The 12,221-nt window shown below is 38.7% G+C and carries 13 protein-coding genes; 8 read left to right on the top strand and 5 right to left on the bottom strand.

Features of this window, described 5'->3' with window-relative positions; translation table 11 throughout:
* Position 1 precedes the first annotated feature (1 nt).
* The 3 genes from E6H07_17515 (at position 2) to E6H07_17505 (ending at position 2,674) form a co-directional block, all read left to right on the top strand.
* Positions 2–1,393: an insulinase family protein gene (locus tag E6H07_17515; protein TMI62059.1), complete on the top strand. Its 1,392-nt coding sequence runs from the start codon at positions 2–4 to the stop codon at positions 1,391–1,393.
* 126 nt (positions 1,394–1,519) lie between these two features.
* A complete protein-coding gene (locus E6H07_17510) occupies positions 1,520–1,993 on the top strand; it encodes a 23S rRNA (pseudouridine(1915)-N(3))-methyltransferase RlmH (protein TMI62096.1) in 474 nt (157 codons plus the stop codon).
* Between the two features lie 36 nt (positions 1,994–2,029).
* A complete protein-coding gene (locus E6H07_17505) occupies positions 2,030–2,674 on the top strand; it encodes a rhomboid family intramembrane serine protease (protein ID TMI62058.1) in 645 nt (214 codons plus the stop codon).
* On the opposite strand, the gene tilS is transcribed toward E6H07_17505, so the two are convergent.
* Together tilS and E6H07_17495 are read right to left on the bottom strand one after the other, a co-directional pair.
* Positions 2,663–4,033, bottom strand: a complete 1,371-nt coding sequence (gene tilS / locus E6H07_17500; protein TMI62057.1) for a tRNA lysidine(34) synthetase TilS — start codon at positions 4,031–4,033, stop codon at positions 2,663–2,665. The genes E6H07_17505 and tilS overlap by 12 nt on opposite strands.
* A gap of 157 nt (positions 4,034–4,190) precedes the next feature.
* Complete coding sequence (locus E6H07_17495; GenBank protein TMI62056.1) at positions 4,191–4,502, bottom strand: tetratricopeptide repeat protein; 312 nt, start codon at positions 4,500–4,502, stop codon at positions 4,191–4,193.
* A gap of 101 nt (positions 4,503–4,603) precedes the next feature.
* Between E6H07_17495 and E6H07_17490 the strand changes: the two genes are divergently transcribed.
* The 4 genes from E6H07_17490 to E6H07_17475 all read left to right on the top strand — a co-directional run bounded on the left by E6H07_17490 (position 4,604) and on the right by E6H07_17475 (position 8,061).
* Positions 4,604–5,347 carry an electron transfer flavoprotein subunit beta/FixA family protein gene (locus E6H07_17490; protein ID TMI62055.1) on the top strand — a complete coding sequence of 248 codons (744 nt, stop codon included), beginning with the start codon at positions 4,604–4,606 and terminating at the stop codon, positions 5,345–5,347.
* Positions 5,348–5,401: 54 nt separating this feature from the next.
* Complete coding sequence (locus E6H07_17485) at positions 5,402–6,391, top strand: electron transfer flavoprotein subunit alpha/FixB family protein (GenBank protein TMI62054.1); 990 nt, start codon at positions 5,402–5,404, stop codon at positions 6,389–6,391.
* Between the two features lie 90 nt (positions 6,392–6,481).
* Entirely contained in the window at positions 6,482–7,084 is a 603-nt protein-coding gene (locus tag E6H07_17480; protein TMI62053.1) for a hypothetical protein, read from the top strand.
* Positions 7,085–7,248: 164 nt separating this feature from the next.
* On the top strand, positions 7,249–8,061 hold the full coding sequence (locus E6H07_17475; GenBank protein ID TMI62095.1) for a 4-(cytidine 5'-diphospho)-2-C-methyl-D-erythritol kinase: 813 nt from the start codon (positions 7,249–7,251) through the stop codon (positions 8,059–8,061).
* Here the strand turns inward: E6H07_17475 and E6H07_17470 are convergent.
* Positions 8,050–8,535: a glyoxalase gene (locus tag E6H07_17470; protein TMI62052.1), complete on the bottom strand. Its 486-nt coding sequence runs from the start codon at positions 8,533–8,535 to the stop codon at positions 8,050–8,052. The genes E6H07_17475 and E6H07_17470 overlap by 12 nt on opposite strands.
* Before the next feature lie 228 nt (positions 8,536–8,763).
* On the opposite strand from E6H07_17470, the gene rocD reads away from it, so the two are divergent.
* Positions 8,764–9,999 carry an ornithine--oxo-acid transaminase gene (gene rocD, locus E6H07_17465; GenBank protein ID TMI62051.1) on the top strand — a complete coding sequence of 412 codons (1,236 nt, stop codon included), beginning with the start codon at positions 8,764–8,766 and terminating at the stop codon, positions 9,997–9,999.
* 1 nt (position 10,000) lies between these two features.
* Here the strand turns inward: rocD and E6H07_17460 are convergent, their stop codons facing one another.
* Together E6H07_17460 and E6H07_17455 are read right to left on the bottom strand one after the other, a co-directional pair.
* Positions 10,001–10,402 (bottom strand): hypothetical protein, encoded by a 402-nt coding sequence (locus E6H07_17460; protein ID TMI62050.1) that lies wholly within the window; start codon positions 10,400–10,402, stop codon positions 10,001–10,003.
* Positions 10,403–10,405: 3 nt separating this feature from the next.
* A complete protein-coding gene (locus tag E6H07_17455; protein TMI62049.1) occupies positions 10,406–11,845 on the bottom strand; it encodes an amino acid permease in 1,440 nt (479 codons plus the stop codon).
* Positions 11,846–12,221: the final 376 nt, after the last annotated feature.

The raw sequence follows: 12,221 nt of genomic DNA, 5'->3' as shown, positions 1-12,221 counted from the left end.
TATGCAAAGAATATTTTATATACTGGCTATTTGTTTGTTTACCGGCATTAGTTTAAATGCACAATCGTACAAACTACCGCCTTACGAGAAATTCAAATTGAAAAACGGGCTAACCGTTTATTTGATGGAGCAGCATGAAGTACCCATCATCAGTGTATCGGTAATTTTACCGGCAGGTGCCATTTATGATGGAGAAAAATCAGGCCTGGCATTGTTAACTTCTTTTGCGTTGAAGCATGGCACAAAAAATTTCAACAAACAAAAATTGGATGAAGAACTTGATTTTCTTGGCGCAAGTATAGGCACTTCATCTTCAAAAGAATCAGCAAGTCTTTCAGCAAGAATGGCCACAAAGGATAAAGACAAAGTGTTGAACATGCTTAAAGAAGTTTTGCTGGAACCAACATTTGATGCAGGAGAGTTTGAAAAAGAAAAAAAGCGTTGGCTTGTTACTCTTGAGCAGCAGAAAGAAAGTCCCCGTTCCGTTATCGGTTCTTATTTTGATAAGTTTTTATACGGCGATCATGTATATGGAAATATCGGATCGGGAAAAATTTCAACTGTTACCCCACTTACTGTTGATGACGTAAAGAAATTTTATGCTGAAAATTATTTGCCCGAAGGAGCTGCCATTTCAATTGCCGGTGATTTTAAAATGGCTGAAATGAAAACGACTGTTACCAATCTTTTTTCTGAATGGAAAAAAGGAACTAAGCCACAGGTTAATCTTGCTTCAAAACCAATTACAAAACCAGGTAAGCAACAGGTCTTACTCATTAATAAAGACGATGCGAAAGAAACAACTTTTTATATCGGTGCACCGGGTATCAGCCGAAACAATCCTGATTATGTTTCAATAGATGTGATCAATACATTATTCGGTGGCCGTTTTACATCTATGCTCAATGATGAGCTGCGGGTAAATACCGGTTTGACTTATGGTGCAAATAGCCGTTTCGCTGCACTTAAGAACGGTGGCAGTTTTGTTATTTCAACTTTCACAGCCGGTAAAACAACTGAGCCTGCAATTGATAAAGCACTGGAAGTTTTGGATAAACTGCATAAAGATGGTATCGATGAAAAATCGTTGGCTTCTGCAAAAAATTATGTGAAGGGACAATTTCCTCCACGTTATGAAACAGCCGGTCAGTTAGCTAATTTAATGACCCAAATGTTCTGGTATAATTTTGATGAATCGTTCATCAACAATTTTGAAAAGAATGTTGACGGACTGACATTAGATAAAGCAAAAGAAATAATTGCTAAATATTTTCCTAAGGATAAGCTGCAGTTTGTACTGGTTGGCAAATCAGCAGACATTAAAAAGATAGCAGAGAAATACGGCCCGGTAACAGAAGTGCAGATAAAAGAAGAAGTGAAGAAAGCGTTTTAGATGATAATTGCGCAGATGATAACTGATAGTTAGAAGATAATAGTGCCTCCCTTTTTCGGGAGGCATTTTTTTACAGATGCAGTTACTATCTTTAGCGCAACTAATACCCCTTTAGGGGACAGGGGCATGAAAATACAATTCTGGAGTATAGGGAAAAGTCATGAAGCATATATCAAACCCGGTGTGGAAGAATTCACTCACCGCATCTCTAAATATTATAAAGTTGAATGGAACCTGATACCCGTTCCGAAAAATGCCGGCATGATGAGTGAAATGGATCTGAAAAAGAAAGAGGGTGAAATGATCTTAAATTTCTTAAGCAAAGACGATTATCTTGTCGTATTAGATGAAAGAGGAAAGCTATTAAGCAGCGAAGGACTCGCTGAATTTATACAGAAGAGAGGAAATGAAAGTGTGAAGAGTTTGATCTTCCTGGTTGGTGGTGCTTTTGGAATTGATGATACAGTATTGCAAAGGGCAAATTTTAAATGGAGCCTTTCACATCTTGTATTTCCTCACCAGTTGGTAAGATTGATCTTAGCCGAACAGGTCTACCGGGCATGCACCATTCTTAAAAATGAAAAATACCATCACAAATAAATTATATTTGAAAATCTTTAACCCAACGACTACTTCATGCTGAGCTTAACTGTTATCATCTGCATCCTGACTGTTCTGCTTTCTTTTTCCGCATTTAACAATCACAAACTTATAAATGATCTGATCTTTTGGCCTGCTGAGCTTACAAGACGCAATCAATGGTATCGCTTCATCACTTATGGTTTTATTCATGGCGATTTTATGCACCTGATCTTTAATATGATTGCCCTGTATTCTTTTGGAGAAAGTATTGAAAATTATTTTAAAGACCCGGTCTTGTTTGGGGAAAATGGTGGTCTTGTGTTTCTTGGTTTTTATTTCTCTGCTTTAATAATTTCTGTTATTCCTGATTATTTTCAGCACAGGGACCATTATCATTACCGTGCATTAGGTGCTTCGGGTGCAGTGTCTGCAATTATTTTTTCTGCCATATTGTTTAACCCCATGGGCGGAATCGGTTTTGCATTTTTACCCGGCATCAATATTCCCGGATTTATTTTCGCTGTGCTGTATCTCGTTGTATCAACTATCCTTGCAAAGAAAGGCCAGGATAATATTGGCCATATGGCACATATCACCGGCAGTGTTTATGGATTACTCTTTACTTATCTTGCCACAAAACTCTTTACAGACTATGATGTGATTGATGTTTTCTTGCGCAGAATACAATCAGGATTTTAGTTCCAGTTTCAGAACTGATTTCGTTTTCCCGGTAATTTTAAAACGTTCATCTATCCGGTGACCAACAACCCAGATAATTTTTTTATTACTTTCAATTACCCAAATTTTTTCTTTAGCAGGCTTTGAAAGTTTACTATCAATAAAAAACCGGGAAAGTTTTTTCTTTTTCTTCATGCCCAATGGATAAAAATAATCGCCTTGTTTCCATTTACGAAGAATTAGCGGATAGCTGATCTCTTTTGAATCAAGACATGCAGTTGCATTGCCGGTTGTTGGCTTCTGGCTATTGGTTTCCTCTATATGTAAAATACCTTTTTCGAATCCAACATTTTTATCTTTCTGTTCAATTATAATGATCCCGGATGCTGCAGACTGCACCGGGCTGATGATAAACCAATGACGGTGTTTGATCAACCTGTAATTAAATGACGGGGAATCAATATAACGACCCGATTCGCTTTCGGCTAACTTCAACACTTCAACAATTTGTTTTTCGCCGAACCCAAACTCTGAAATTATTTCATAGATCAATGCCCGGTTATTATAACCCAGTAATTGTTTGATAGGAATATGCCATTCGCTTCCTTTCTCTTTTACCAGTTTCTTTTTTAAACCGGCTACTGATAGTTTGTAAAGTTTTTCTATTTCTTTAAACCTTTCAATATTATCAGCAAGGTTTTCTTTTACCTGGGGATAAACTTTGCTGATGGCTGGAATAATTTCATTCCTGAAAAAATTTCTTGTGTATTTGGAAGATTGATTAGAAGAGTCTTCAACAAACTCCAATTTATTCTCTTTTGAAAACTCCAGGATTTCTTCCCGTGTAAAACAAAGCATTGGCCTTTTGATATGGCCATAAGAAACAGGAATACCAGTCAATCCATGCAAACCTGTACCGCGGCAAAAATTCATCAATACAGTTTCTGCATTATCATCCTTATGATGTGCAGTGAGCAGGTGAGTGGTGAGCGGTGAGTGGTGAATAGGATTCTCAGAATTGCCCGTTGCCCATTGCCCATTGACAATTTCCTCAAACCATTCATATCTTAAAACTCTCGCTGCCTCCTGGATTGATAATTTATTTTCATCAGCATATTTCTGCGTATCAAATTTCTTAACCTTAACCTCAACCTTATACTTTTCTCCCAATGCTCTTACAAACTGTTCATCTCTTTCACTCTCATCTCCTCTTAATTGAAAATTGCAATGAGCAATAATAAAATCGTAGCCAGACTGTTTACATAATTCACAAAGCACAACAGAGTCTACACCACCGCTTACAGCCAGCAGTAACTTATCTTTTGATGAGAAAAGATTTTCGTCTTTAATGAACTGTTGATATCGTTGCAGTAAATTCAAATTTGTTCAATATTGTTCTGAACCCTGAAGAGTGCGACGCAACAAAAGTTCAATAGTAGCAATACAGTTGATTTCATAAATAAAAAATTGTACTCAAAGCATTTTCGATGGTCTAAAAATTTTTCGAACTAAGTTCCCCCTTTAGGGGGACAGGGGGCTAAAAAGTTAACTCCTCATATGCACTTCTCAATTCCCCGAATGCATGATTATCTCCTATTCTTTTTGTTTCCTCCATTCCTTTTTCATAAATCTTAATTGCGTTATCAGTTTCGCCAATTCGTTCCAGCAATTTAGCGAGGTGATAATAACTGCCGACGTAACCCGGCTCTCGTTCCAGTATTACTTCAAATAATTTCTGTGCATCTGCATCATTACCCAGCTTGATATACTCCAGCGCAAGAGCATGCTGCAGAAAACTATCTGCAGGGTTATCTCTAAGCATTTCATTTATTCGCACTATCCTATCCATCTGGAAAAATTATTAGTTATTAATTACTAAATATTAATTGCCCACCCTTATCTTTGCTTTGGTTGCATAAACAACTATTTCTCTGACCTAAATAATCTCACATGAAGATTCTTGTCTGTATAAGCAAAACGCCGGACACAACGGCAAAAATAGCCTTCACCGATAACAACACGAAATTCGATAACAACGGTGTGCAGTGGATCATTAATCCTTACGATGAATGGTATGCATTGGTTCGTGCCATTGAACTGAAAGAAGCAGATGCATCAACGGTTATTCATCTTTGTACAGTTGGTGCTGCTGATGCTGAACCTATCATCCGTAAAGCACTTGCACTTGGTGGCGATGAAGCTTTCCGCGTAAATGCAGACAGTCATGATAGTTTTTATATCGCATCGCAAATTGCTGAAGTAGCAAAACAAGGTGGCTATGATCTGGTCTTTACCGGAAAAGAAACAATTGACTATAACGGTTCATCAATCGGTGGAATGGTTGCGGAACTACTGAACCTCCCCTATGTTTCATTGGCAACAAAATTTGATCTGGCCGGAAACAAAGCAACCATCACAAGAGAGATTGAAGGTGGCGAAGAAGTTTGTGAAGTGGATTTGCCAGTTGTTGTAAGCTGCCAGAAAGGTGTTGCTGAGCAACGCATACCAAATATGCGAGGCATTATGGCTGCAAGAACAAAACCATTGAAAGTAACAGAACCTGCAGCGGTTGATCCACTCACTTCAATAACTAGTTTTGAATTACCACCCGCTAAGGCAGGTGTAAAATTGGTTCCTGCAGATAATCCTGAAGAACTGGTTCGCTTGTTACATGAAGAAGCAAAAGTTATTTAACTAATATCTCAATATCCAATATCTTAATATCACATAACTCTTCAATCAACTCATATGTCTGTTTTAGTTTTTATAGATCAATCAGAAGGCCAGGTAAAAAAATCTTCCTTTGAAGCTTTGACTTATGGCAGCAAATTAGCAGCGCAACTCGGCACAAGTGCTGAAGGAATTATTTTGGGCACAATAAAAGATGATATCGCTGCATTAGGAAAATATGGTGTTTCAAAAATTCATCATGTAAATAATGATGCATTGACCAACCTTGATGCGCAAACTTATACGAATGTGATTGCGCAGGCAGTACAGGCTTGCGGCGCAACTGTAGTTGTGTTCTCAAATAATGTAAATGGAAAAGCAATAGCCCCACGTCTTTCTGCAAAACTGAAAGCCGGATTAATTTCCGGTGCAGTTGGTTTACCTGATACAAGTAATGCCCGCCCGGATGATCCGGTCGGACGGGGTTTTGTAGTGAAAAAAGGAGTGTTCTCAGGAAAGGCCTTTGCAAAGATCGCTGTAAATACAGCTGTAAAAATTATTGCGATACAGCCCAACTCCTTCCAAACAATAGCCGGCGGTGGAACAGCGGAAGTTGTTGCATTCAACGCAACAGTTGATACACCCAAAGTAAAAATAACAGCCATAAATAAAATAACAGGCGAGGTGCCGCTTAGCGAAGCCGAACTCGTTGTAAGTGGTGGCCGCGGATTAAAAGGCCCTGAAAACTGGGGCATGATAGAAGAAATGGCTAAACTATTAGGGGCAGCTACAGCATGCAGCCGTCCGGTTTCCGATGCACATTGGCGTCCGCATCATGAACATGTGGGACAAACAGGGCTTGCCATTGCACCTAACTTATATATTGCAATTGGTATCTCTGGCTCTATTCAGCATCTGGCTGGAGTAAACCGCAGTAAAACGATTGTGGTGATCAATAAAGACCCCGAAGCCCCTTTCTTTAAAGCGGCAGACTATGGAATCGTTGGTGATGCATTTGAAGTAGTGCCTAAAATGAACGAGGCTATAAGGAAATTAAAGGCGCACTAATGAGAGGTTTAAAAATCATTAAAATATGTTGAGTAAAGCAGCTTTTATTAGGCTGCTTTTTTTATTAAAATGACTATTTTCGTGCCGGTTATGAAGAAAATAGAATTGGAAATAGTAGCCCTTTCGCACAGTATTACGCAAACACATTCGTATGCAGTTGTATTGGGAGAGGCAAATGGTGTTCGCCGTTTGCCCATTGTTATTGGTGGTTTTGAAGCACAGGCAATTGCAGTGGCACTTGAAAAAATGCAGCCCAGTCGTCCACTTACCCACGACCTGATGAAAAATTTCATGAATGCTTTTGCACTCACATTGCATGAGATCATCATCTGCGATCTGCAGGAAGGGATTTTTTACTCAAAGCTTGTTTGCTCATCCGATAATGACACGGTGGAGATCGATTCCCGTACATCTGATGCATTGGCGCTGGCCGTTCGTTTTGGCTGCCCTATTTATACCTACGAAAACATTCTCGAGAGTGCTGGCATTGTAATGGAAGACCAGGAAAAAGGCGGCAAAAAGAAAAAAGGACAGGAAGTTGCAGTGGAAGAACCGCAGCATACCGGTAAGGAAGATCTAAAAACAATGACGCTGGATGAACTGAATGAACTCCTGAACAATGTGCTGGAATCAGAAGATTATATCAGGGCCGTTGCTATACGTGATGAAATAAACAGCCGGAAGAAGAAATAATTTTTGTACCGGGCGACATTACTACTATTAAGTTTCTGTTGCGGCGCTCCGTTCAGGGTTCTGTTCTTTTTTCAGCAATTGCGTCGCAGTTTACCCTGAGCTTGTCGAAGGGTCACTCACTTGTACGTTCTTATCGCCACTCAGCATATCCGAATAATCTCTTAATGGTAACATTTCCTAACTGCAAGATCAATCTTGGCTTAAGCATTACCGGCAAACGTCCGGATGGTTACCATAATCTTGAAACAATATTTTTCCCGATTACTATTAAAGATGTTCTTGAAATTATTTCTGCAGATAAAACTGAGCTTACAGTAACAGGAAATGAAATTGATGTTAAGCCCGAAGAAAACATTTGCTTTAAAGCATATCAACTACTGAAAAAAGATTTCCCTGAACTGCCAGCAATAAAAATTCATTTACATAAAACAATTCCATCCGGTGCAGGATTGGGAGGAGGTAGTGCCGATGCATCTTTTATTTTAAAAATGCTGAATGATAAATTTCAGCTCAACTTATCTACCGATCAGCTTATCAGTTACGGGTTACAGCTCGGTAGTGATTGTCCTTTCTTTATCATCAACAAACCTTGTCTTGCCACAGGCCGTGGAGAAATACTGGAAGAAATAAAAATTGATCTGTCAGCTTATAAAATTTTGATCATTAATCCCGGTATTCATATCAATACAGGTTGGGCATTTACACAACTCACTCCTACCCTGCCTGCAAAACCGATTAAAGAAATTATCCAGCAACCTGTCTCAACGTGGAAAGATAAATTGAAAAATGATTTTGAAGAACCGGTATTCAAAAAATATCCTGAAATAAAATCATTAAAAGAAACTCTTTATAACAACGGAGCCATATATGCAGCTATGAGTGGAAGCGGTTCTTCTGTTTTTGGTTTATTTGAAAAAGAGAAAAAGATGAAGATCGATTTCCCTGGAAATTATTTTACAAAAGAGTTATTCTGCTAAAGCAAGTAAGGATTCGAGATCAAGTCTGTCTGTTCCCATTACAAGATTTCCTTTTTCATCAACTGGCCATTCTTCTTTGGGTTTATCCCAATACAACTCTACTCCATTTTTGTCCGGATCATCCATATAAAGAGCTTCTGATACACCATGATCACTTGCACCAGTCAACGGATATTTTGCGTCAATCAATCTCTTCAATGCAATTGCAAGGTCTTTTCTTGTGGGATACAATATTGCTGTATGATAAAGTCCTGCTGTATTTATCGGTGCTGGTCCTGCATTTTTACTGTGCCATGTATTGAGCCCGATATGATGATGATAACCACCAGCCGAAATAAACACGGCGCTATCACCGTAGTATTGCTGAACCTCAAAACCGAGCAGATCCCGATAAAACTTTAACGACCTCTCAAGATCAGCTACTTTTAAATGCACATGCCCGATTCTTGTGCCTGAAGGAATTGTGTAAGCCATATAAAAAATTTAATCTAACTGTATAAACTTATAACCTATTACTTAAAACTCTACGCTTCTTTTCTTATCTTGCATGCAAATGTCGCACAACAAATCATATTTATTCTTATCATTCCTCAAGAATAATCTCGATCTACTCAATCATCGAGGGTAGCCCCTCCTGCCTCCCCAAAGGGGAGGTTCCCGAGCATTCATTATTACTTATCATCTTTTCACTATTATCTTTTTATGACATCAACTATTATGTTATCCGATAAAACACAATATTATTTAGATCTCGAAAAAAAATACGGTGCACATAATTATCACCCGTTGCCGGTTGTGCTTTCAAAAGGCGAAGGTGTTTACCTGTGGGATATAGATGGCAAACGCTATTATGATTTTTTAAGCGGCTATTCTGCCGTTAACCAGGGCCATTGTCATCCAAAGATCTTAAAAGCATTTATAGAACAGGCACAGCAACTTACTTTAACAAGCCGTGCATTCCATAATAACCTGTTGGGTGAATATGAAAAGTTTATCACCGAATATTTTGGTTATGATAAAGTGTTGCCAATGAATACAGGTGTTGAAGCAGTTGAAACCGGTATTAAACTTTGTCGGAAATGGGCCTATGAAGTAAAAGGCATTCAGGAAGGCGAAGCGAAAATAATTGTGTGTGAAGGAAATTTTCATGGTCGTACCACTACTATTATTTCTTTCAGCAGTGATCAGTCTGCAAGAAAAAATTTCGGGCCGTATATGTCCGGATTTATTTCTATTCCTTATAATGATATTCCGGCTTTAGCCGAAGCATTAAAAGATAAAAGTGTCGCCGGCTTTTTAGTAGAACCAATACAAGGTGAAGCCGGTGTGTTGGTACCTGATGAGGGATATTTATCAAGAGCTAAACAGTTATGCGAAGCAGCGAATGCACTTTTCATTGCTGATGAAATACAAACAGGCTTAGCAAGAACAGGTAAAATGCTTGCCTGTGACCATGAAAATATAAGACCTGATATTTTATTGTTAGGGAAAGCATTAAGCGGCGGCATGTTGCCAGTGAGTGCAGTGCTTGCTGATGATGAAATAATGATGACAATAAAACCCGGCGAACATGGAAGTACATATGGTGGTAATCCATTAGCAGCAAAAACTGCAATAGCTTCCTTACAGGTTTTAAAAGATGAAAAAATGATAGGGAATGCAGAAACAATGGGTATAATACTGAGAGGTGAATTAAAGAAACTGGATTCCCGGCATATCAGCATCATTCGTGGAAAGGGTTTGCTGAATGCAATTGTTATCAATCATCCAAATAAAGAGGCGGCATGGGATCTCTGTCTTGAACTAAAAGAAAATGGCCTGCTTGCAAAACCAACGCATGGCGATAAAATTCGTTTTGCCCCTCCACTTATAATTACAGAAGAACAAATAATGGAATGTGTTGAAATTATTGGAAAGAGTCTGAAAGTGCTTGATTAGATCAGCTCTTCTGCTCTTGTTTTATTTCAATATCAGGGAAAAAAGAAGATATAAGCATAACACCTGATGCAAATAACATTAGCCATAATCCTATTTGAGAAACGGGACATTCACCGCCTGCGCAAGCAGTGAGTAAAAAATAATTTTTAGCGGCCCAGGCAACATTTATTGCAACCACCAAAAGATTAAACCGTTTGGCCCATAATTTTTGAATGAACGATAATAGCAGGAAGAAAAAAGCAAAGATGAAATGAAAATAACCGGGCTTACCATAATTAGTTCCTGTTGCATCTATACCGCTTACTGTAATGGCTTTTGATTCAATGATCACCCAGGGTGTAAAACAGGAAACGATCAGCAATATTGCTGCTATCACTCCAATCCATTTCATTTTCTTGTTCATGTTCTAAGAATTATCTGTTTTGTATTTCCTGCGAAAATAAAAATATAATGGGATACCAATGGCAGTAAGTACCAGGCCAATTACAGAATTAATTGTATTCGATTTACCCATATTGTAGTTCTTAATATCATTATACAAGGTCATTACGAGGTAAAAGGCATTAAAGATGATAACAATAATAGGTACCCACGGATAGCCCCAGACTTTATAAGGCCGTTCAGCATCCGGCATCCTCTTTCTTAAAATAATAACTCCGGCTACCAGCATCAGGTTAAACAGCCACACAATAAAAATATAGAGATCGGCAAGAATAGTAAATGAACCGCTCAATACGAGAATAAGCATCCATACAAAATGAATAAGAAAAGCATTACCCGGGGTCTCGTATTTTTTGTTGACGATGCCAGTCGATGCAAAAAATCTGCCTTGCTCGGCCATTGCAAATGTCATACGTGGTGATGTAAACACATTTCCATTTGAAGTGCCAAGTACATTTATACAAATCAATCCTGCAACAATTCCACCGCCAATAGTACCAAATGCAACCATCATTGCATCCGTGGCTACCAATGAAGATTTTGCCATTACACCAACGGGCAGTATATACATCATTGCCGCAGTAATGAGAATGTAAACGATCATACAAACAATAAGCCCCATAATAAGACTTCGGGGAATATTTTTTTTCGGATTTTTTATTTCACCACCTATTGTCAGCATTATACTGTATCCGTCAAAAGCCTGTAAGGCGCCATTACAGGCAGCCACCATCGCAGCCACCAAAGCAAAACCTACGGGTTTTATTCCATGATCCTCTATAATAAAATTTTGCAAACTTCCTTTTCCTGAAAACAATAAACCAAAAACAATAAATAAGATCGCAAGCATTTTTGCATATGTAAGATAACGTTGCAAAGCTCCGCCGGCTTTAGTACTGTAATAGCCAACCAGGGATAAAAGTCCCAGTACAATGATTGTAAAAATTTTTACTCCAAAATTCTGTAGTGGAAAAATGTCGCCCATCATTGGGAGATGAAAACTTACTGATTGTTCAACAGCTTCCGAAAACCGCGGAAGCTTTACAAAATATTCAAAGTACTGACCGATTATAAAAGTAACAGCAGCAGTGCCGGCAGTATTGATCACGGCAAAATTTGCCCAGCCAAAAAGATAACCCCAGAAATCGCCATAGATCTTTTTCATGTACACATACTGGCCTCCTGTTTCGGGCATCATTGCCCCAATTTCAGCAGTGGACATGGCGCTTAATAAAGTAATAGTGCCGGCAATGATCCATGCTAACATTATTAAATAAGGAGAACCTAATTGCCCGGCCATTTCCGCCGGACGCATAAAAATACCGGAGCCGATAACTCCTCCAATAACTAACGATGCAGCAGTAGTAAAACTGATTGTTCTTTTTAATTCAGTGGTTGGTGGCATGAGCAGGGAAGATAAGGAAGAACAGTGTTACAAAAGAAAACCCCGTCCCGCTTGAAGCGGGACGGGACATTTAAATTATTTTTTCACTTCAGTTGGCTTCAACCCGAATATCTTGCCCTTCGATAAACGCAGGACTGCTCGACATACTCCCGGCCCGGATGCTAGTTTTTCCCGGAAGATTAACAGGTACGGAAGGATAAAGATCGTTTCACTAAGATAATTTCATTTCTCATTTGGCACAAACTCACAGTTCATTTTTTTATTCATAAACAAAAAAAATAATTGATATCAACTCAAAACCCGAAATAATGAACCAGCTTTCGTATAACTACGATATTAACCAGTCCTCAGAAAGCTAAATAGTATCTCAGTTTGA

The organism is Bacteroidota bacterium (assembly GCA_005882315.1).
GTDB lineage: Bacteria > Bacteroidota > Bacteroidia > Chitinophagales > Chitinophagaceae > VBAR01.
The sequence above is the reverse complement of the archived record's forward strand: the minus strand, read 5'-3'. Positions and strand labels throughout refer to the sequence as shown.

What these genes read in the sequence shown, in the direction of transcription:
- E6H07_17515 (TMI62059.1), top strand. Translation starts at nt 2, where the DNA reads ATGCAAAGAATATTTTATATACTGGCTATTTGTTTGTTTACCGGCATT.
- E6H07_17510 (TMI62096.1), top strand. Translation starts at nt 1,520, where the DNA reads ATGAAAATACAATTCTGGAGTATAGGGAAAAGTCATGAAGCATATATC.
- E6H07_17505 (TMI62058.1), top strand. Translation starts at nt 2,030, where the DNA reads ATGCTGAGCTTAACTGTTATCATCTGCATCCTGACTGTTCTGCTTTCT.
- E6H07_17495 (TMI62056.1), bottom strand. Translation starts at nt 4,502, where the DNA reads ATGGATAGGATAGTGCGAATAAATGAAATGCTTAGAGATAACCCTGCA.
- E6H07_17490 (TMI62055.1), top strand. Translation starts at nt 4,604, where the DNA reads ATGAAGATTCTTGTCTGTATAAGCAAAACGCCGGACACAACGGCAAAA.
- E6H07_17485 (TMI62054.1), top strand. Translation starts at nt 5,402, where the DNA reads ATGTCTGTTTTAGTTTTTATAGATCAATCAGAAGGCCAGGTAAAAAAA.
- E6H07_17480 (TMI62053.1), top strand. Translation starts at nt 6,482, where the DNA reads ATGAAGAAAATAGAATTGGAAATAGTAGCCCTTTCGCACAGTATTACG.
- E6H07_17475 (TMI62095.1), top strand. Translation starts at nt 7,249, where the DNA reads ATGGTAACATTTCCTAACTGCAAGATCAATCTTGGCTTAAGCATTACC.
- E6H07_17470 (TMI62052.1), bottom strand. Translation starts at nt 8,535, where the DNA reads ATGGCTTACACAATTCCTTCAGGCACAAGAATCGGGCATGTGCATTTA.
- rocD (TMI62051.1), top strand. Translation starts at nt 8,764, where the DNA reads ATGACATCAACTATTATGTTATCCGATAAAACACAATATTATTTAGAT.
- E6H07_17460 (TMI62050.1), bottom strand. Translation starts at nt 10,402, where the DNA reads ATGAACAAGAAAATGAAATGGATTGGAGTGATAGCAGCAATATTGCTG.
- E6H07_17455 (TMI62049.1), bottom strand. Translation starts at nt 11,845, where the DNA reads ATGCCACCAACCACTGAATTAAAAAGAACAATCAGTTTTACTACTGCT.